Below are 20,410 nucleotides of genomic sequence, written 5' to 3' on the forward strand. Positions count from 1 at the left end.
TACGCCCCTTTCAACCCTGACTTATGAAGAAATTGCGATGATTCTCAACAATAAACAGAAACAGTACCTCAAGGGCCTTGCCCACAGCCTCAAGCCTGTCGTCCTGCTGGGTCAACATGGTCTGACCGAAGGCGTACTGGCCGAGATCGATCTGGCACTGAACCATCACGAGCTGATCAAGGTTAAGGTTGCCTCTGAAGATCGCGAGATGAAACAACTGGTTATGGATGCTATCGTCCGTGAAACCGGTGCAATCAAGGTGCAGAGCATGGGTCATGTGCTGACCATCTACCGTCAGGCCAACGAACCCAAAATCCAGCTGCCCCGCAAGTAAAAGGAAAGAGCATCGCTCTTTCCTTATTTCATTTCCTTCCCGAGTCGCTTGCAAAGGTAGTCGCCAAGCCCTTAACCTGCGATGAATAGTCGTGGAGAGAGCCGCTATGGAACATCACCAGATTCTCACCGAAGATGAACTGGCCATGTTGCGGGACCTGGGAAACGATCAGGAAAACACCGCCGGACAATCTCTGAGCGGTTACCTCGCAACGCCTCTGGTTGGACTGCTGCAACGCGCCGATCGGCTCGTACTTGAAGCCCGCTTCGCAGGACATCAGCTTCGTTTTCCCCTGCGCTTCACCCAGGGGGATGACGGCTTTATCGAGCCACGCATTACCGCTCCTGTCATCAAGGAACTCGGCTACCCACACCAACGAACCTGGCGTCTCGATGAGAAAGCCCGTTTCAGGGTGGCCGGAACCGACTATCAGGTGCACAGCCTGTCACTGGACGGTCTGGTAGTGGAAGGCTTGCCCTCAAACCTGATCAAGGGCTCCACTCTCAACGGCACCCTCTATATTCACGAACTGGCCCCACTCCCCCTTTGCGCCGAGCTGATCAGGCATATTCACCAGCAAAACGGCCTTCAGGGTTGGGCGCTGCATTTCCAGATGGCCAAACCTGATCTGGAGTGTCTACGCAACTGGATTTTCCTGCGCCACCAGGATGCCTTCACCGAAGCCTATCGAACCGGGTAAAGACAAACAGGGGAGCCTATGCCCCCCTGTTTCGGCACCTTGCCATCCTGTCAGATGTAGGCGACTTCCAGGATTTCGTATTCCACATCGCCTGCCGGCGTCTTGACGATGGCGACATCATCCACTTCCTTGCCAATCAGGGCTCTGGCAATGGGGGAATTGACGGAGATGAGGTTTTGCTTGATGTCAGCCTCATCGTCACCCACGATGCGGTAGACCACTTCTTCCTCGGTCTCGCTCTTGAGCAGGGTAACGGTAGCGCCAAAAATCACCCGACCATTGTTGGTCATCTTGGTGACATCGATCACCTGGGCATTGGAGAGCTTGCCTTCGATCTCCTGGATACGTCCTTCGCAGAACCCCTGCTGCTCACGGGCGGCATGGTATTCGGCATTTTCCTTCAGATCGCCGTGCTCACGGGCATCGGCAATCGCTTCGATAATCTGGGGACGAAGCTCGGTCTTGAGATATTCGAGCTCTTCGCGCAGCTTTTCAGCGCCGCGAACAGTCATCGGAGTATGATTCATAGTCGAAACCTGGGTTGCTTGAAAAAAGAGACTGCGACCAAGCATCAGCCGGTCGCAGCAATCGGTTCGGATGGGGCATCTTAATATGAAGCCGGCACAAAATCCATGTCAGTGCCCCGACACAGATCCCACTTGCACACTTGTTTATGGCCGTGATCACTGTGCTTTCGGCACGGATATCGGCTCGGAAATCGTCGGTTTGCCCTGCATGATGGAGATCTCCACCCGTCGATTCATCCGACGGTTTTCGGCCGTCGTATTGGGCACCAGCGGCTGGGTATCGGCCATTCCCTGCACCACCAAACGACTCTGATCGAAACCGGGCACCTTGATCATCTGGTGGGCTACCGCCACCGCACGCTGGGTGGATAAATCCCAGTTGGAGCTGAACAACTCGTTCTCGGTCGCCACATTGTCGGTATGGCCCGAGATGGTGATCTCCCCGGGAACATCCTTCAGCAGAGCGGCGACCTTGCGGATAACCGGCCAGAACTGCGGTTGCAAGAATGCAGAGCCGGCAGGGAAGGAGGCCTTCTCGCGGATCCGGATGATGATCTGCTGCCCCAAAGCCTCAATTTCGATGGCGCCATCCTGGATCTGATCCTTGAGCTGCTCGGCCAGTGCTTTGGCCAGGTTGTTGGACTGCTGCTGGGCCTGCTGCGCCGTTTGCGACGTCTGGGGCGTATCTCCCCCGGTCTGCTTGCCATCGCTTTTATCCTGACCACCCGCCTGTTCCGCCTCACCCGGCAGGAACTCCAGCTCGGTCTGGGTCATGTCGATGGTCTGCTGCATGATGGTATCGATCGGGGTCGGTTCGGGACGGCCGGGTCTGAACTCCTGGGCGATGACGGACGTCCCCTTGGGTATGTCCTTCACTTCCAGAATGTTCTGCACCCCGAATGCGTTCTTCATGGAGCCTGCAATCTGCTTGAACTTGAGCACGTCCATCTCGGCAAACGACAGCAACAACACGAAGAAACACATCAACAGCGACATCAGGTCAGCGAAAGTCCCCATGTAACCGGGCAGCCCTGGTGGCGGACATTTGCATTTAGACATTATGCCCCCTACTCGGTGCCATCATTGCGTTTGGACTGGTTCAGGTAGTTCTGCAGCATGGACTGGATCACCCGCGGGTTCTGGCCATCCTGGATCCCCATGATGGCGTCGAGGATCAGGGCACGGCTCAAGCTCTCCTCGCCGCTACGCAACTCCAGCTTGTCAGCGATGGGAATGGCGATCATGTTCGCTTCGATGGCCCCGTACAGGGTGGTCAGCAAGGCGACCGCCATGGCCGGGCCGATGGATTTGGGGTCGCTCATATTCGACAGCATGGCCACCAGACCGACCAGAGTACCGATCATGCCCATGGCCGGACCGAGATCCCCCAGGGTGCGAAACACCTTGATGGCACTGGAGTGGCGCTCCGCCGTGAGATCGATGTCTTTTTCCAGCACAGAACGCACCACATCGGCATCGTGACCATCCACCAGCATGTCGATCCCCTTCTTCATGAAGGGACTGGGGATCTCGGCTGCCTCCAGTGCCAGAAAGCCCCCCTTGCGGGCGGCATCGGCCAGTTCAACCGCCTTGGCAATCAAGTCTTCCAGCTTGTCGCCCTTGTACATGAAGGCTTTGCCCGCCACCTTGAAAGCCATCAGGAACTGGCCAAGGTTGAACTTCATCATGGCGATAAAGATGGAGCCCAAGACGGTGATCATGACAGAGGGGACATCCACATACATGCTGACCGGACCACCCAGCAGCATGCCGTATACGACCACCCCGAATCCCAGCACTACCCCAATCAGACTACCTAGATCCACAATCCCTACTCCTGTCACCGGTGCTTGTTGCTATTTATAGTTTGTTGAATTTTCTGCTATTGCGCCCCAGGCGGCAAGCACACATCCGCTCGGAATGATGTCTCATTATCGACCAATTGTCGGAGAGTTTGAGCCATGGGTGTTTTTCTGCCTCCCCCATGGGGGCGGTCGATGTTAATATAAGCCGTTTTTTTCAATCCCCGAGGATGGACATGGCCAGTAAAAAAATCGACCGTCTGAGTTTTGATGCCACTCTGGAAGAGCTGGAAACCATCGTTCATCAGCTGGAACAAGGTTCCTTACCGCTGGAAGAGGCACTCAAGCAGTTCGAACAGGGCATTCATCTGGTTCGCGCCGGTCAGCAGAAGCTGGAACAGGCCGAACAGAAGATCCAGATCCTGCTGAGCCAGGCCGATGGCAGTGAACAACTCGCCCCCTTCCAGCCAGAACAAGGAGAGGAGTGAGTGGCGCTGGACCAATTTTCCCGTCTGCATCGTCAACGTATCGACGACTGTTTGTCAGCACAACTTGAATCCTTGCCCGCCATGGCCCCGCGCCTGCGCGATGCCATGAAGTATGGCTTGCTGCTCGGAGGCAAGCGGGTACGCCCCTTCCTGGTCTACGCAGTTGGCGAAATGCTGGGAGTAAAAAGCGAACTGCTGGACGGCCCGGCCGCCGCGGTCGAGTGCATCCACGCTTACTCCCTCCTGCACGACGACCTGCCCGCCATGGACAATGACGATCTGCGTCGCGGCCAACCGACCGTGCACAAGGCTTTCGATGAAGGCACCGCCATCCTGGCCGGTGACGCCCTGCAGACCCTGGCCTTCACCATCCTGGCCGATCACCCCCTGCCCGGCGAACTGATGGCCAACCGGGTGCGGATGCTGAGCGTCCTCGCTCGCGCCTCGGGATATCTGGGTATGTGTGGTGGCCAGGCCCTCGATCTGCAGGCCGAAGGACGTCAAATCAGCCTGGCCGAACTGGAGCAGATCCATCGCCACAAGACCGGAGCCCTCATCGAGTGCGCCGTCATGCTGGGGGCCCTGTGCAAGGCCGACGTGGATGAAGCGACCCTGGCCGCACTGCAGACCTACGCCGCCGCCATTGGCCTCGCTTTCCAGGTGCAGGATGACATCCTCGACATTACCAGCGATACCGCCACCCTGGGCAAGCCGCAAGGCTCCGATCTCGCGCAGGAGAAAAGCACTTATCCTGCGCTGCTCGGACTCGACAATGCCCGTGAACTGGCTCGCGAACTCCATGGTAAAGCCTTAACAGCATTGCAATCTTTACCCTACAATACCGACATTCTGGAAGCGTTTGCCGATTACATCATCGAGCGAACCCACTAAACGCTGGATAACAGTAACAATATGAGCGTTGATATTAGCAATTTCCCCAACCTGGCCCTCGCGGATACCCCGATAGAGCTGCGTTCTCTGCCCAAGGATCGGCTGCCTGCACTGTGCAACGAGCTGCGCGAGTATCTGCTGCGCTCGGTGAGCCGCTCCAGCGGCCACTTTGCCTCTGGTCTGGGCACGGTCGAGCTGACGGTTGCCCTGCATTATGTCTACAACACCCCGTTCGATCGCCTGATCTGGGATGTGGGCCACCAGGCCTATCCCCACAAGATCCTGACCGGACGTCGCGACCAGATCCACACCATTCGCCAGAAGGATGGTCTGCACCCCTTCCCCTGGCGGGGCGAGAGCGAATACGACGTCCTCAGCGTTGGCCACTCCAGCACTTCCATCGGTGCGGCGCTCGGCATGGCGGTCGCGGCCGAGAGTGAAGGATTGGGGCGCAAGGTGGTAGCGGTGATCGGCGATGGTGCCATCACGGCCGGGATGGCGTTCGAGGCGCTCAATCACGCCGGTGACGTCCACAAGGACATGCTGGTGATCCTCAACGACAACGAGATGTCCATCTCCGAGAACGTCGGGGCACTGAACAATCACTTGGCCCGGGTCATGTCCGGCAAGCTCTACACCACTATCCGCGAAGGCGGCAAGAAGGTGCTGGCGGGTCTGCCGCCAGTCAAGGAGCTGGCCAAACGGGCCGAGGAGCATCTCAAGGGGATGGTGGTGCCGGGCACCCTGTTCGAGGAGTTCGGCTTCAACTACATCGGCCCCATCGACGGCCACGATATCGACGCCCTGGTCGAGACCCTGCGCAACATGCGCAATCTCAAGGGGCCCCAGCTGCTCCACATCAAGACCAAAAAGGGCAAGGGCTACGAGCCAGCGGAGAAAGACCCCATCGGTTATCACGCCGTCCCCAAATTCAATCCCGACGAGTGCACCCTGCCCAAGAGCGGCGGCGGCAAGCCCACCTTCTCCGCCATCTTCGGCCAGTGGCTGTGCGACATGGCGGCGAAAGACGAGAAGCTGGTCGGCATCACCCCCGCCATGCGCGAGGGCTCCGGACTGGTGAAATTCAGCCAGCAATACCCGGATCGCTACTTCGACGTGGCCATCGCCGAACAGCATGCGGTCACCTTCGCCGCCGGCCTCGCCATCGCCGACAAGAAGCCGGTGGTCGCCATCTATTCAAGCTTCCTGCAGCGCGCCTACGATCAGGTGATCCACGACGTGGCCCTGCAGGATCTTCCGGTGCTGTTCGCCATCGACCGGGCCGGTCTGGTGGGGGCCGATGGCCCGACCCATCAGGGGGCGTTTGACATCAGTTTCCTGCGCACCGTGCCCAACATGGTGATCATGACTCCGTCCGACGAGAACGAATGCCGCCAGATGCTCTACACAGGCTACCTGCATCAGGGGCCGGCGGCAGTACGCTATCCCCGTGGCAGCAGCCTGAGCGATGCCCCCGTCTCGCAAGAGATGCAGGCACTCGAGCTTGGCAAGGGTCGCGTGCTACGGGAAGGCAAGGGCACCGCCATCCTGGCATTTGGTACCCTGCTGCAGCACGCCTGGGCCGCCGCCGAGGCGCTCGACGCCACCCTGGTGGACATGCGTTTCGTCAAGCCGATGGATGAGGCGCTGGTGCTCTCCCTGGCCGCAACTCACGATCACTTCGTCACCCTCGAGGACAACGCCATCATGGGCGGTGCCGGCTCGGCGGTGAACGAATTGCTGATGCGCAGCAAACAGTGCAAGCCGGTGCTCAACCTGGGCCTGCCGGATCGCTTCGTGGAACAAGGCACCCAGCAGGAGATCTACGCCCTGCTGGGACTGGATGATGCTGGCATCCAGGCCAGCATTGAGCGCTGGCTGCAAGCCTGACGAAATTCCCCGCGAGCAATAAAGAAGGGCGCCGATATGGCGCCCTTCTTGTCATTCATGGTCTGGAACCTGTTCACAAATCGTCGCAACCGCTCCGTGAACAGGGCACCGTCAACCTTTGTAGATTTTGGGGTTGAACACATCCCGCAGCCAGTCACCCAAAAGGTTGATGACCAGCACCAGCACCACCAGGCAGATGCCCGGGAAGGCGGTGATCCACCAGGAGCCGGAGAAGATGTAGTTGAAACCCACGCTGATAAGGGAGCCGAGGGACGGCTGATCCACCGGCATGCCGAGCCCGAGGAAGGAGAGCGCCGCCTCACTCATGATGGCGTTGGCCACCTGCACGGTGGAGATCACCAGAATGGGCGACAGGCAGTTTGGCAGTATGTGACGGAACATGATGCGCGGGGCGCGAAAGCCCATCACCTTGGCCGCTTCCACATACTCCTTCTTCTTCTCCGCCAACACGGAGGCGCGCACGGTCCGGGCATATTGCGGCCATTCGGCGATGCCGATGATCACCACCAGCATCAGGATGGCGAACTTGGAGTAGAACTCCGAACCAAAGGTCGCCTGGAAGATGGCGGAGATGATGATGGCCACCATCATGGTGGAAAACGACAGCTGGACGTCGGCAAAACGCATCAGCAGGTTGTCGATACGGCCACCGAAGTAACCGGCCAGCAGGCCGATGACGATGCCAAGCACCAGCTGCAGCGCTACCGCGAATAGACCTATGGTCAACGAGATGCGAGCGCCATAGAGGATGGTGCTCCAGATGTCGCGGCCCTGGTTGTCGGTGCCGAGCCAGAAGCGCTCTTCGCCCCCTTCCAGCCAGGAGGGCGGCAGTTCGGCATCCATCAGATCGAAGCTGGTCTGGTCATAGACGTTGTGCGGTGCAATCCAGGGCGCCAGCAGCGCCGCCAGCACGAAGACCACGAAGACCGCAAAGCTGAACATGGCTACCTTGTCCCGCAGGAAGTAGTAGACGATGTCGGAGTTCTTGAAGCGCGCCCAGCGGCTCGGGCTCGCAGTTACTGCATTGCTCATGTGCTTACCCCTTAGCGGTCAAGTTGACGGTCGGGTTGATCAACCCGTAGAGCAGGTCGACCAGGGTGTTGGTCACCACGAAGATCAGGCCGACGAAGATGACGTAGGCGGTGATGAGCGGGGTATCGACCCGGTGAATGGCCTCGAGGAACAAAAAGCCGGTACCCGGCCACTGGAACACGCTCTCGGTCAGTATGGTGTAGGCCACCATGGTACCGATCTGCACGCCGCCAACTGTGATGACCGGCAGCATGGTGTTCTTCAGGGCGTGCTGGTAGTAGACCTTGTTGTTGTCCAGCCCCTTGGCGCGAGCAAACTTGACGTACTCGGAGGAGAGCTGCTCCAGCATCTCGGAGCGTACAAGCCGGATAAACAGCGGCAGCATGATGGAGGAGAGCGACACCGCCGGCAGGATCAGGTGCTTGATGCCATCCCAGGTGAAGAAACCGGACTCCCAGCCCAGCAGGTTGTAAGTCTCGCCACGGCCGTAGGCAGGCAGCCAGCCCAGCTGGATAGAGAAGAGGTACATCAGCATGATGGCGGTCAAAAAGACCGGGATCGAGATGCCGATACTGCTTCCCGCCATGATGATCTTGGTGAGAACACTGCGCGGGCGGATCGCGGAGTAGACCCCGAGCGGAATAGAGACCACGACGATGATGATCGCGGCGGCAAATACCAGCTCAAGGGTAGCCACCAACTTGTCGAGGATCACCTCGAGGGCAGGTCGCTTGAAGAAATAGGAGGTGCCCAGATCCCCATGCACCGCATTCTTCAGAAAGCGGCTGTATTTGACCAAAAAGGGATCATTGAGGCCCATCTTGTCGCGCAGCTCTTGGCGCACGGACTCGGAGACGGATTGTCCCACCAGCTCGCGCAGCGGATCCCCCAGGTTGTCCTGGATGGAGAAGGCGACCAGGCTGATGACGAACATCACTATCACGGCCTGATAGAACCGTTTCAGCAGGAATGTAAACATGCTTGTCCTTCTACGTGGCCTGTGTCATGGCACAGGCTTCTGTTAGTGGGTGGCGCAACCTCGGCCGCGCCACCCCGTCCTTCCTTGCGACTTGCGCTTACTTGTTGACCACCAGGTCACCCAGGTAAGGGAAGTTCATTACGTTGACCACCGGCTTGATGTCGACGTTCTTCTTGGCGCCATAAGCCAGATCTTCCCAGTGCAGCGGCACATAGGCGGCATCTTCAATCAGCATGGCTTCCACCTTCTGCAGAATGGCGGCACGCTTGGCCGGATCTGTCTCGGTGTTCGCATCCATCACCATCTTGTCCGCTTCAGCGTTGGCATAGCCACCACAGTTGTACTGGCCCATGCCGGTCTTGGCATCCTTGGTGAAAGTCAGGAACTCGAAGAAGTTCGCGGTATCTTCGGTGTCGGAGTGCCAGCCAATCAGCTGCATGTCGGCGGCGCACTTGTCAAACTCCGGCCAGTACTGGGCCACCGGCATGGTCTTCAGATCCACCTTGATGTTGATCTTGGCCAGCATGGCGGAGACAGCCTGGGCGATCTTGACGTCGTTGACGTAACGGGCAGCCGGGGAGATGAAGCTCATCTTGAAGCCCTTCTCGTAACCGGCTTCCTTCATCAGCTCCTTGGCCTTGGCCAGATCATACTGGGGCACCAGCGCCTCGTTATAGCCTGCATAGCCTTTCGGGCTCAGCTGGCCGGCCGGGGTACCGAAGCCCTTGTTGATCTTGTCGACAATACCCACCTGGTTGATGGCGTAGTTGATCGCCTGACGCACGCGCTTGTCTTTCAGCGCCGGGTTGGTGTTCTGGTTCAGCTCGATGATGATGGCACGGGTACCGGACAGGGTGACCAGCTGGGAATCCTTGCCATTCTTGACGCGCTCCAGATCGTTCGGGGCAACCGGGTAGATCATGTCCACGTCACCACCCAGCAGGGCGGCCACACGGGTGGCGTCCTCCTTGATGGGCACCACGGTCAGGTTCTCGACGTTGCCCTTGGAAGCCTTGTCCCAGTAGTTGGCATTGCGCACGTATTCCAGCTTCACGCCCTGCTCGCGGAACTTGACGCTGAACGGACCGGTACCGGAGACATTGGTAGAGGCAAAGGAGTCACCGTTCTTGACGATCTCGGCCTTGTCCTTGCCCGCTTCGGTCTTGCCGGTATAGAACTTGGAGTCCATCGGGAAGATATAGGTCACGGTCTGCAGCACCAGCGGGAACGGCTTGGCGGTGATCAGATCGACGGTGAAATCATCCACCTTCTTGGCTTCGGCGATGGGGTCGAAGATCGCCTTGAAGTCAGGGGAAGCCTTCAGACGGTTGACGGTCCACACCACGTCATCGGCGGTGAAGTCATTGCCGGAGTGGAACTTGACGCCCTTGCGCAGGTGGAAGCGGACGGTCTTGTCGTCGATACGCTCATATTTTTCGGCCAGGCGCGGCTCGAACTGCAGGTCCTGGGTGTAACGCATCAGGGGATCGAACACCAGGTGGGACATTTCCAGAGTCTGGCCGGAGAGCTGCTCCTGGGGATCCAGCGAGGTGGCATCGGAAGCGACGCCTACCTTGATATCGGCGGCAGAGACACTGAACGCGAAACCGGCGGCAAACAGCGCCATGGCAATTTTGGACAATCCTTTCTTCATTGTTTTCTCCATGCTTTTGGCTTTTTTATTGACAGACAAACCGGCGAACCGGTGCTTTTCTAGCTTGCGATTTCCAGCCCCTCGCGGGACATTCCCTTGAACTCCGGCATCAGCGAGATCAGCTTGCGGCTGTACTCATGCTCGGCATTGGTAAACAGTTTCTCGGTCTCGGCCACCTCCACCAGGTTGCCGTGCTGCATCACCCCGATGCGATCGCACATCTGGCGGATGACCGGCAGATCGTGGCTGATGAACAGCATGGTGAGGCCGAGTTCCTTCTGCAGATCCTTGAGCAGGTTGAGGATCTGGGCCTGCACCGAGACATCCAGCGCCGAGGTGGGCTCGTCGCAGATGAGGAAGCGCGGACGGGTCGCCAGGGCACGGGCGATGGAGATGCGCTGGCGCTGACCGCCGGAGAACTCGTGGGGATACTTGACCCCGGCACCGCGGCCGAGCCCCACGTGATCCAGCAGATCGCCGACGATCCCCTCGATCTGGCTCTCGCTGTCCGCCAGTTTGTGGAAGCGGATCGGCTCGGCGATGATGTCACGCACCTTCATGCGCGGATTCATCGACGAATAGGGATTCTGAAACACCATCTGCATCTGGCGACGCAATGGGCGACGCTCGCTCTCGCTCTTGAGCGCAGTCAGATCGATCCCCTCGAACACGATCTTGCCGGTATCGGGCGGATAGAGGCCGGTGATGGCACGGGCGATGGTGGATTTGCCGGAACCCGACTCTCCCACCAGACCGAAGGTCTCCCCTTCGAAGATCTCGAAGCTGATGTTGTTGCAGGCCCGCACATACTGACGGCGGCTCGGGAAGATGGAGTCCTTGGTGACGAACTTGAGATCGACGTTCTCCACCCGCAGCAGGGCTCCTTCGTATGAGCGCTCATCCTGGCTCTGGCCGAGCCAGTGGGTCTTGAGATCGATGCAGGTATCCGGAGCACCGGCATCCTCGATATAGGAGACCAGCGGGAAGCGCACCAGCTTGACGTCGGAGCGCGGCACCGCCGAGATGAGACTGCGGGTGTAGGGGTGGTTGGGTGCACCCAGCACCTGCTCGGTGGTGCCGAATTCCACCAGATCGCCGCGATACATCACAGCCACCTTGTCAGTGACATTGGAGACCACCCCCATGTCGTGGGTCACCAGCATGCAGCCCACCTGGCGCTCCTTGCACAGGGTGCGGATGAGCTGGAGGATCTGATCCTGGATGGAAACGTCCAGCGCCGTGGTCGGCTCGTCGGCGATGATGAGCTCGGGATCGCACGACAGGGCGATGGCGATGACCACCCGCTGGCGCATGCCACCGGAGAACTGGTGCGGATACTGCTTGATGCGCAGATCCGGATTCGGGATCCCCACCGCTCCCATCAGCTCGAGCGCCTTGTCAAAGGCCTGCTGGCGGGTCAGATCGGTATTGGCGAGGATGGTTTCAACCAGCTGATGTTCGACGGTGAACAGCGGGTTGAGGGAGGTCATGGGATCCTGGAAGATGAACCCGATGCGCGAGCCGCGAATGGCCCGCATCTCGTTCTGACTCTTGCCGGAGATAAGCTCGCCGTTGAGATAGATATCGCCGCGGGCGATGCGACCGGGGGGGCTCAACAGATCGATGACGGCATTGCCGATGGTGGATTTGCCGGCACCGGACTCACCCACGACGCCGACGATTTCCCCTTTTTCGATGGAGAAAGAGAGATCTTTGACTGCGGCCAGCACCCCATAGCGGGAGGGATACTCGATCCGCAAGTTCTTTACTTCGAGCAAGGACATGTTTACCTCTGCGGGGGACATCCGTCCCAAATAATTCGTCCGTAAATCAGCCGCAGATGCCGGTTGTTACCTTGGGCAATAGTTGCTCAATCCATGAGGCAGTGAAACCAGCGATCCGGGCGGGTTTTTTGCATTTTTTTGGAATAACCCGCGAGTAACTTAGACGGTTTGCCAACGGGTGTAAATGATTGAGTTATACAATTTCGCAATACTTTGCTCAGATAACCAGCAACACAGTAGATGAAAGTTATGATTTTCATCACAAATGCAGCCTATAAACCCATCAATTACATTGTATCAATACTTTAATTTCAACAATGGCGCAACAGATGGCAATAAGCACTATTGCATTATTAGTAGCGAGCTTCGATTGAGTAGTGAATATTTATGTGAAATGGATTTTTACTGGCAGCATATGCCGACGAATGAAAATTAAGCAGATATAAATCGGGGAGGAGCAGAGCCGTCCTCCCCTGAAGGGGTTGCTCAGCCGAGCCAGAAGGCCAGCAATTGCATACAAAACAGGGCGAACAATCCGGCGATGAGATCGTCGAGCATGATGCCAAGCCCGCCGTGGATGCGACGGTCAAACCAGGAAATGGGCCAGGGTTTGAGCACGTCGAACAGGCGGAACAGCACGAAGCCGGCCACAACCCATTCCCAACCAGCCGGCGCCGCTATCATGGTGACACCAAAGCCGATCACCTCGTCCCAAACGATGGCGCCATGATCCGGCATGCCGATGGCATCGGTGGCGCTCTGGCAGATACGAATGCCCGCCACAAAGCCCACCAGCAACAGGGCGATAAACCAGGGGGTAGCCAGACCACTCACCAGCAGATAGAGCGGGATGGCGGCCAGGGTTCCCATGGTGCCCGGCGCCTTGGGCGAGAGGCCGGAGCCAAAGCCCACCGCCAAAAAATGAAGCGGGTTCTTCAGGTTCAGCCGTTTCAGCTCGGGCTTTATCATGAACCAGCTCATGCGAAGTGATCCCACCCTTTCAGCGCCAACTCGACCCCCTGCTCGCCGCGTACATAGTCGATCCCGGGATCACCGGCCACGATGCGACCAATGCGGGTAAACTTGACGCCACTGTGAGCCAGCGCCGTATCCAGGGCACCGCGGTGTTCTTCCGGCACGGTGAAGCAGAGCTCGTAGTCGTCGCCACCGGCCAGGGCCAGTTGCCACGCCTCCTGCTCGCTCACCGCATCCAGCAGCACCGGCGAGAGGGGCAGCAGATCCAGATCGATCTGGGCCCGCACGCCGGACGCCTTGAGAATGTGGCCAAGATCCGAGGCCAACCCGTCGGAGAGATCCAGCGCACTGCCCGCCAGCCCGCGCAGAGCCTGACCGGCCAGGATGCGGGGATGGGGGTGATCGAGCCTCGGCAGAACGGCCGCCAGCTGGTTCTCGTTGAGAGTACGCTTGCCGAGCAGATGGGAGAGCGCCAGGGCGGCGTCCCCCAGGGTGCCGGTGACATAGATACCGTCGCCGGCCCGGGCGCCGCTGCGCATCAGGGCACGTCCGGCCGGCACCGAGCCTTGCACCGAGATGGTGATGGAGAGGGGGCCACGGGTCATGTCGCCCCCGACCAGGGCCACGTTATAGTACTCGGCAAGCTCGAGGAAACCTTCAGCAAAGCCGGCCACCCAGGACTCGTTGATGGCGGGCAGGGTCAGGGCCAGAGAGACCCAGCGCGGCTCGGCCCCCATGGCGGCGAGATCGGACAGGTTGACTGCCAGCGCCTTGTATCCGAGATCCACCGGATCCATGTCAGGAAAGAAGTGCACGCCGCTCACCAGGGTATCCGTGCTCACCGCCAGCTGGGTATCGGGAGGCAGGGTCAGCAGGGCGCAGTCGTCTCCGGGGCCCATCACCACGTCCTTGCGGGCGTGGGGAACCTTGAAGTACTTATCAATCAGCTCAAATTCACCCATACAGTAAAAAGCCAGCAGTTAAGCTGGCTCCTCTCTTAGATGCTGTTGCTGCTCTTGCTGCGAAATCGTGATCAAGGCTCATCCGCTGCTCGGGCTCCTCATGTATTTCTATACACTCCGGCCCCTGCGCTGCTCTTCACCTTGCTGACGACTTCTCGTGACAGAGCTTCTATCAGCATTGAATGCTGATGAACGTCAGGATCAGCGCTTGTTCAGCGACTTGATCACCTTGTCCAGTACACCGTTGACAAACTTGTGGCTGTCATCGGCAGCAAAGGCTTTGGCCAGCTCGATCGCTTCGTTGATCACCACGCGCGGCGGCACATCATCACGACGGGTCAGCTCATAGGTCGCCAGACGCAGGATCGCCTTGTCCACCATGTCCACTTCTTCCAGCGGACGGGAGAGGAAAGGTGCAAACACCTTGTCCAGCTCGTTGCAGTGGAGCGATACCCCAAACAGCAGATCGCGGAAATAGTTCAGGTCCACACCCTTGGTGTCCTGATCGATCTTGAACTGTTCTTCGATGTCACCCACATTGGCCTTGGTCATCTGCCACTGGTAGATGGCCTGGGTGGCGCAATGGCGGGCTTTACGGCGCTCGGACGGTTTCAATGCATTTCTCCTCGTTACACGTCCAGTTCTTTCAGGACGTTGATCATTTCGAGCGCTGCCAGTGCAGCCTCTGCACCCTTGTTACCCGCCTTGGTACCTGCACGCTCGATGGCTTGTTCAATGTTTTCAGTGGTCAGTACGCCGAAGGCAACCGGAATTTCATATTCCATCATTACCTGGGCCATGCCCTTGCTGTTCTCGTTGGCGACCAGATCGAAGTGGTAGGTGCCGCCACGGATGACGGTGCCGACCGCCACGATGGCGTCGTATTGACCACTCTTGGCCAGTTTCTTGATGACCAGTGGCATTTCAACCGCACCCGGCACTTTCACCAGGGTCAGGTTGCTGTCCTGTACCTGGCCTTGACGCTTCAGTACGTCCACTGCGCCACTCACCAGGCTGTCGTTGATGAAGCTGTTGAAGCGGGCAACGACAATCGCAACGCGCGCTGCTGGAGCGGCAATATTTCCTTCGATAACCTTCATTGGAAATCCTGTATCTGTGCAATCAAAAGGGCCGGAGTCAAAAGTGCGCACATTCTAGCACAACAGACCCACGACAAAAACCATGGCCGCAACAGGCGGCCATGATAGTGATTTAAGCGAAACGAGGCGCTTATTCGCCGACGTATTCCACCACTTCCAGGCCAAAACCGCCGAGGGCGTGGTACTTCTTCGGCGAGCTCAGCAAGCGCATCTTGCCCACCCCCAGCGCCTTGAGGATCTGGGAGCCGACGCCGACCCGGCGCGAGGTGCCTTGCCACTTGGCCCCTTCCGGTGCCAGCCCCTTGTCGGCGGCCTCGAACCCCTTGACCCGGGCCAGCAGCTCGGCGCCATGGGCTTCCGCTCCCAGGATCACCAGCACCCCGCCCTCGTCGGCGATGCGGGCCATGGATTTGGGCAGCGGCCAGCTGCGTGCCGCATGACGGTCGGTCAGCAGCAGATCGCTCAGCACGTCGTGCAGATGGACCCGCACCAGGGTCGGCTGATCCGCCTGCACCTCGCCTTTCTTCAGGGCAAAGTGAACCTGGTTGTCGATGGTGTCGCGGAAGGTGATGAGATCAAACTCGCCATATTCGGTGGGCAGCTTGCATTCGGCCACCTTCTCGACCGTGGTCTCGTGCTGGTTGCGGTACTCGATGAGATCCGCAATGGTGCCAAGCTTGATGCCGTGCTGCTCGGCGAAGATCTCGAGGTCCGGGCGGCGCGCCATGGTGCCATCCTCGTTGAGGATCTCGACGATGACGGAGGCCGCCTCGTAACCTGCCAGACGAGCCAGGTCACAACCCGCCTCGGTGTGGCCGGCGCGGGTCAGCACACCACCATCCTGCGCCATCAGCGGGAAGATGTGGCCCGGCTGCACCAGATCGGAGGCCTTGGCGTCCGGCGCCACGGCAGCCTGTACGGTCACGGCGCGATCGGCGGCGGAGATGCCGGTAGTGACCCCTTCAGCCGCTTCTATGGTCACGGTGAAGGCGGTGGAGAACTGGGCGTTGTTGCGATCGACCATCAGCGGCAGCGCCAGCTGCTTGCAGCGATCCCGGGTCAGGGTCAGGCAGATGAGACCGCGGCCATAGCGGGCCATGAAGTTGATGTCTTCCGGGCGGACACAGGAGGCGGCCATGATGAGGTCCCCTTCGTTCTCCCTGTCTTCGTCGTCCATCAGGATCACCATCTTGCCAGCCTTGATATCGGCAATGATTTCCTGGGTTGTGCTCAGCGCCATGGGCTACTCCATCAATGTGCGTGGGGATTGAGCCTGCGGGCTCAACTCGACCTGGGTTTATGTGGCTCTAGATTGGGGCACCCTGGCCCATTTCAATCGGAGCGGGATCACAGAACGGTGTTTTGCTTCGCCTCAGAGAAAACCGGCCTTGGCCAGCTTCTCCAGAGTCAGGTTAGAGGCCGTGCTCTCCTGGCTCTTGCCCATCATCAGCCGCTCCAGATAGCGGGCGATCTGATCCACCTCGAGGTTAACCCGCTGGCCCGGTTTCCACTGGGCGATGGTGGTCTCCTGGGCTGTGTGGGGCACGATAGTCAGGCGAAACAGATCCCCCTGCACCGCGTTGACTGTGAGGCTGATGCCGTCCACCGCGATGGAGCCCTTCTCGGCGATGTAGCGGGAGAGCGACCCTGGCGCCTTGATCCAGTATTCGATGGCGCGGCCGCTGCTGGCGACACTCTTGACCTCGCCCACCCCGTCCACGTGGCCGGAGACCAGATGACCTCCGAGGCGGGAGGTGGGCATCAAGGCCTTCTCGAGGTTGACTCTATCGCCCACCTTCGCCTCGGCAAAGCCGGTGCGCGACAGGGTCTCCAGCGACACGTCGGCGGTATAGCTCTGGTCACCCAGCGCCACCACCGTGAGGCAGACGCCGTTGGTCGCGATGGAGTCACCCAGTTTCACGTCGCCAAAATCCAGGGTCGGCGCGTGTACGGTGAGGGCCATGTCTTCGCCCTGGCGGCGCAGGCTGGCCAGGGTTCCCACCGCTTCGATAATTCCGGTAAACATGCAGATCACCTTGCTGATGACGGGGCCGGCCCGGCCCCGCTGAAAATGAAAAGTTCAGGTTATCTTTAGCCATGGTGCGAGTGGCTTGCGCTCCCTCACACGACCAACCGTGAAAGCAGCCGGCTCGTCAGGCAATCCTGGCCGTGATGCGAATATCCTGCCCCACCAGCCGTACATCCTTGATATTGAGCTTGGGCGCCTGGAACAGACGGGTGAGCGCCGGCAGGTGGAACAGGCCGCGCCCCTCATCACCCATCAGTTTCGGTGCCTGATAGAGCACCAGCTCATCCACCAACCCCTTCTCCAGCAGGGCACCGCACAGCCGCGGCCCCGCCTCCACCAGTACCGAATTGATGTTCTGCTTGGCCAGCAACATGAAGAGACTGACAAGGTCCAGCCTTCCCTCGTGCAGCGGCAGCTCCAGTTGCTGCACCCAGGCAGGCCACTCTCCGCCGGCCTGGTAGCGGGCCAGCAGCACAGGACTCTCGCTCTGGAACAGGGGCAGGTCGGGGGTCAGGCGGTTTTGCGAATCGACGATGACCCGCAGCGGCTGGCGCAGGGTCTCCTTGGGATAGGCGGCCTTGACTGAGGAGGGCAGCTCATCCCAGCGCACGGTCAGGGAGGCGCCATCAGCCAGCACGGTTTCGGCGCTGGAGAGCACCGCATCGTGGCGGGCCCGCAGCCGCTGCACATCGCGGCGCGCATCGGGGGAGGTGATCCACTGGCTCTCGCCGCTCGCCATGGCGGTGCGGCCATCGAGACTGGCGCCAAGCTTGACCGTCACCAGCGGAAACGCGGTGCGCATCCGCTTGAAGAAGCCCGGGTTGAGCGCCTCGGCCTCGGCAGCCAGCAGGCCGAAATCAGCCTTGATCCCCGCCTCGGAGAGCATCCGCAGGCCGCGACCGGCCACTTGGGGGTTGGGATCCACCATGGCAGCCACCACCCGGCTGACGCCGGCCTTGATCAGCGCCTCGGCGCAGGGCGGGGTACGACCATGGTGGGAACAGGGTTCCAGAGTCACGTAGGCGGTGGCGCCGCGTGCCTTTTCACCCGCGGCATGCAGGGCATAGACCTCGGCATGGGGTTCACCGGCACGCTGGTGCCAGCCCTCCCCCACCACTTCGCCGGCCTTGACCAGCACGGCGCCGACACAGGGGTTGGGCGCCGTGGTGTAGCGGCCACGACGGGCCAGTTCGAGGGCCCGACTCATCCATCGGTAATCGTCTTGACTAAACATCTGGGCTCCCGTTACAGGCGAGAAAAGAGGGTCATTCATACAAAGCCTGACGCAGGCTTACTTCTCCAGCTTGGCAATCTCTTCGCCAAACTCGCGAATATCTTCAAAGCTGCGATAGACGGAGGCGAAACGGATATAGGCCACCTTGTCGAGCCCCTTGAGTTCGTCCATCACCAGGTTGCCCACCAGCTCGGAGGCGACTTCACGCTCGCCGGTGGCGCGCAGGCGAGACTTGATATGGTTGACCGCCTTTTCGATGGCCTCCATGCTCACCGGGCGCTTCTCCAGCGCCCGCAGAATGCCGGCACGCAGCTTGTCCTCGTTGAACGGCTCGCGCGAGCCGTTGCTCTTGATGACCCGCGGCATCACCAGCTCGGCCATCTCGAAGGTCGTGAAGCGTTCATGGCAGAGCAGACACTCACGACGGCGGCGTACCTGATGGCCTTCGGCCACCAGACGGGAATCGATCACCTTGGTATCAACGGCACTACAGAAAGGGCAATGCATCGGACCTCCGGCGTTAACAGAAACGGGCTCCTGCCCCACGGGGCCAGGCACTAGGCCGCTCAGTGTAACACGGCCATCCAAAACCGGTAAAAGCCCAGAAAAAACAATGCCACCCGAGGGTGGCATTGCTCTTCAACCTAAAAGGTCAGGCTGATTATGCATAAACCGGGAAACGGCGGCAGATGTCCAGCACCTTCTCGCGGGTGTTGGCCAGCACTTCGTCGTTGTCGTGGTTGTCCAGCACATCGCAGATCCAGTGGGTCAGCTGGATGGACTCGGCTTCCTTGAAACCGCGGCGGGTGATGGCCGGGGTACCAATACGCACACCGGAGGTGACGAACGGGGAGCGCGGGTCGTTCGGCACCGAGTTCTTGTTGACGGTGATGTTGGCCTTGCCCAGCGCAGCGTCTGCATCCTTACCGGTCAGCTCGCGGCCGATCAGGTCAACCAGCATGAGGTGGTTGTCGGTGCCGCCGGAGACGATCTTGTAACCGCGCTCGATAAAGGTCGCAGCCATCGCCTTGGCGTTCTTCACCACCTGAGCCTGATAGGTCTTGAACTCGGGCTCCAGCGCCTCTTTGAAGGCAACAGCCTTGCCGGCGATGACGTGCATCAGCGGGCCACCCTGACCACCCGGGAAGACGGCGGAGTTGAGCTTCTTGTACAGATCTTCGTCGTCGGCGGCGGAGAGGATCAGACCACCGCGCGGACCGGCCAGGGTCTTGTGGGTGGTGGAGGTGACCACGTGAGCATGGGGAACCGGGTTCGGATAAACGCCGGCGGCAATCAGACCGGCCACGTGAGCCATGTCGACGAACAGGTAGGCACCGATCTTGTCGGCGATCTCGCGCATACGGGCCCAATCGACGACGCCGGAGTAGGCAGAGAAGCCACCGATCATCATCTTCGGTTTGTGCTCAACGGCCAGACGCTCCATCTCGTCGTAATCGATCTTGCCGGACTCGTCGATGCCGTAGGGAATGATGTTGTACAGCTTGCCGGAGAAGTTGACCGGGGAGCCGTGGGTCAGGTGACCGCCGTGGGCCAGGTTCATGCCCAGCACTGTGTCGCCCGGTTGCAGCAGAGCCATGTAAACGGCGCTGTTGGCCTGGGAGCCGGAGTGCGGCTGCACGTTGGCATAGGTGGCACCGAACAGCTCTTTGGCGCGCTCGATGGCCAGGGTTTCGACCACATCCACATACTCGCAACCACCGTAGTAGCGCTTGGCCGGGTAGCCTTCGGCGTACTTGTTGGTCAGCTGGGAGCCCTGAGCTTCCATGACGCGGGGGCTGGTGTAGTTCTCAGACGCAATCAGCTCGATATGCTCTTCCTGACGACGGGTCTCGTCTGTGATGGCCTGCCACAATTGCGGATCATAATTGGCGATGGTCATGTCACGTTTCAACATCCGTTTCTCTCCTGAAAATCGTTTGCGCGTTAGGTGAAGTGGGGCAGCGCATTGTAACGTGAGCTGGATCAAAGAGACAGTCCAACCACCCAA

General features: G+C 59.6%; 21 protein-coding genes. 5 read left to right on the forward strand and 16 right to left on the reverse strand.

The window, feature by feature from the left end; translation table 11 throughout:
- The first annotated feature begins 37 nt into the window (after positions 1-37).
- Together yhbY and LA321_RS02060 are read left to right on the forward strand one after the other, a co-directional pair.
- Positions 38-334 carry a ribosome assembly RNA-binding protein YhbY gene (gene yhbY, locus LA321_RS02055; RefSeq protein ID WP_026455726.1) on the forward strand — a complete coding sequence of 99 codons (297 nt, stop codon included), beginning with the start codon at positions 38-40 and terminating at the stop codon, positions 332-334.
- A 106-nt stretch (positions 335-440) separates the two neighbouring features.
- Positions 441-1,034 (forward strand): hypothetical protein, encoded by a 594-nt coding sequence (locus LA321_RS02060; RefSeq protein WP_042073284.1) that lies wholly within the window; start codon positions 441-443, stop codon positions 1,032-1,034.
- Positions 1,035-1,084: 50 nt separating this feature from the next.
- On the opposite strand, the gene greA is transcribed toward LA321_RS02060, so the two are convergent.
- The 3 genes from greA to pomA all read right to left on the reverse strand — a co-directional run bounded on the left by greA (position 1,085) and on the right by pomA (position 3,387).
- Positions 1,085-1,561 (reverse strand): transcription elongation factor GreA, encoded by a 477-nt coding sequence (gene greA / locus LA321_RS02065; RefSeq protein ID WP_042028108.1) that lies wholly within the window; start codon positions 1,559-1,561, stop codon positions 1,085-1,087.
- Positions 1,562-1,717: 156 nt separating this feature from the next.
- Positions 1,718-2,620: a flagellar motor protein MotB gene (locus tag LA321_RS02070; protein ID WP_026455723.1), complete on the reverse strand. Its 903-nt coding sequence runs from the start codon at positions 2,618-2,620 to the stop codon at positions 1,718-1,720.
- An 8-nt stretch (positions 2,621-2,628) separates the two neighbouring features.
- On the reverse strand, positions 2,629-3,387 hold the full coding sequence (pomA, locus tag LA321_RS02075) for a flagellar motor protein PomA (RefSeq protein WP_026455722.1): 759 nt from the start codon (positions 3,385-3,387) through the stop codon (positions 2,629-2,631).
- A 212-nt stretch (positions 3,388-3,599) separates the two neighbouring features.
- Here pomA and xseB point away from each other — a divergent pair, with 212 nt between their 5' ends.
- Genes xseB through dxs form a run of 3 tightly spaced genes read left to right on the forward strand, consistent with a single transcriptional unit; the run spans position 3,600 to position 6,632 of the window.
- Positions 3,600-3,851 (forward strand): exodeoxyribonuclease VII small subunit, encoded by a 252-nt coding sequence (xseB, locus tag LA321_RS02080; protein WP_042028110.1) that lies wholly within the window; start codon positions 3,600-3,602, stop codon positions 3,849-3,851.
- Positions 3,852-4,742, forward strand: coding sequence for a (2E,6E)-farnesyl diphosphate synthase (gene ispA / locus LA321_RS02085; protein ID WP_042073285.1), 891 nt, complete (start codon positions 3,852-3,854; stop codon positions 4,740-4,742).
- Positions 4,743-4,763: 21 nt separating this feature from the next.
- Complete coding sequence (gene dxs / locus LA321_RS02090; protein WP_042073286.1) at positions 4,764-6,632, forward strand: 1-deoxy-D-xylulose-5-phosphate synthase; 1,869 nt, start codon at positions 4,764-4,766, stop codon at positions 6,630-6,632.
- 111 nt (positions 6,633-6,743) lie between these two features.
- On the opposite strand, the gene LA321_RS02095 is transcribed toward dxs, so the two are convergent.
- The 13 genes from LA321_RS02095 to glyA form a co-directional block, all read right to left on the reverse strand.
- Complete coding sequence (locus LA321_RS02095; RefSeq protein WP_042028115.1) at positions 6,744-7,685, reverse strand: ABC transporter permease; 942 nt, start codon at positions 7,683-7,685, stop codon at positions 6,744-6,746.
- 4 nt (positions 7,686-7,689) lie between these two features.
- Positions 7,690-8,664, reverse strand: coding sequence for an ABC transporter permease (locus LA321_RS02100; RefSeq protein ID WP_042073288.1), 975 nt, complete (start codon positions 8,662-8,664; stop codon positions 7,690-7,692).
- Positions 8,665-8,761: 97 nt separating this feature from the next.
- Positions 8,762-10,318, reverse strand: a complete 1,557-nt coding sequence (locus tag LA321_RS02105; RefSeq protein WP_026456636.1) for an ABC transporter substrate-binding protein — start codon at positions 10,316-10,318, stop codon at positions 8,762-8,764.
- Between the two features lie 59 nt (positions 10,319-10,377).
- Positions 10,378-12,102, reverse strand: coding sequence for a dipeptide ABC transporter ATP-binding protein (locus tag LA321_RS02110; RefSeq protein ID WP_042073290.1), 1,725 nt, complete (start codon positions 12,100-12,102; stop codon positions 10,378-10,380).
- Between the two features lie 486 nt (positions 12,103-12,588).
- A complete protein-coding gene (locus LA321_RS02115; RefSeq protein WP_042073293.1) occupies positions 12,589-13,083 on the reverse strand; it encodes a phosphatidylglycerophosphatase A family protein in 495 nt (164 codons plus the stop codon).
- Complete coding sequence (thiL, locus tag LA321_RS02120; protein ID WP_042073295.1) at positions 13,080-14,039, reverse strand: thiamine-phosphate kinase; 960 nt, start codon at positions 14,037-14,039, stop codon at positions 13,080-13,082. Before thiL ends, LA321_RS02115 begins: the two co-directional genes overlap by 4 nt.
- 201 nt (positions 14,040-14,240) lie before the next feature.
- A complete protein-coding gene (gene nusB, locus LA321_RS02125) occupies positions 14,241-14,654 on the reverse strand; it encodes a transcription antitermination factor NusB (protein WP_026456816.1) in 414 nt (137 codons plus the stop codon).
- 14 nt (positions 14,655-14,668) lie between these two features.
- On the reverse strand, positions 14,669-15,139 hold the full coding sequence (gene ribH, locus LA321_RS02130; RefSeq protein WP_026456817.1) for a 6,7-dimethyl-8-ribityllumazine synthase: 471 nt from the start codon (positions 15,137-15,139) through the stop codon (positions 14,669-14,671).
- Positions 15,140-15,269: 130 nt separating this feature from the next.
- Positions 15,270-16,379 carry a bifunctional 3,4-dihydroxy-2-butanone-4-phosphate synthase/GTP cyclohydrolase II gene (gene ribBA, locus LA321_RS02135; RefSeq protein WP_042073296.1) on the reverse strand — a complete coding sequence of 370 codons (1,110 nt, stop codon included), beginning with the start codon at positions 16,377-16,379 and terminating at the stop codon, positions 15,270-15,272.
- A gap of 132 nt (positions 16,380-16,511) precedes the next feature.
- Positions 16,512-17,165 (reverse strand): riboflavin synthase, encoded by a 654-nt coding sequence (locus LA321_RS02140; protein WP_042073298.1) that lies wholly within the window; start codon positions 17,163-17,165, stop codon positions 16,512-16,514.
- Positions 17,166-17,292: 127 nt separating this feature from the next.
- Positions 17,293-18,402, reverse strand: coding sequence for a bifunctional diaminohydroxyphosphoribosylaminopyrimidine deaminase/5-amino-6-(5-phosphoribosylamino)uracil reductase RibD (gene ribD / locus LA321_RS02145; protein WP_042073299.1), 1,110 nt, complete (start codon positions 18,400-18,402; stop codon positions 17,293-17,295).
- A 57-nt stretch (positions 18,403-18,459) separates the two neighbouring features.
- Entirely contained in the window at positions 18,460-18,909 is a 450-nt protein-coding gene (nrdR, locus tag LA321_RS02150) for a transcriptional regulator NrdR (RefSeq protein WP_005298086.1), read from the reverse strand.
- Positions 18,910-19,063: 154 nt separating this feature from the next.
- Positions 19,064-20,317 carry a serine hydroxymethyltransferase gene (gene glyA / locus LA321_RS02155; RefSeq protein WP_042073300.1) on the reverse strand — a complete coding sequence of 418 codons (1,254 nt, stop codon included), beginning with the start codon at positions 20,315-20,317 and terminating at the stop codon, positions 19,064-19,066.
- Positions 20,318-20,410 lie beyond the last annotated feature (93 nt).

The organism is Aeromonas enteropelogenes (assembly GCF_020097295.1).
In the GTDB taxonomy this organism is placed as follows: Bacteria; Pseudomonadota; Gammaproteobacteria; order Enterobacterales; family Aeromonadaceae; genus Aeromonas; species Aeromonas enteropelogenes.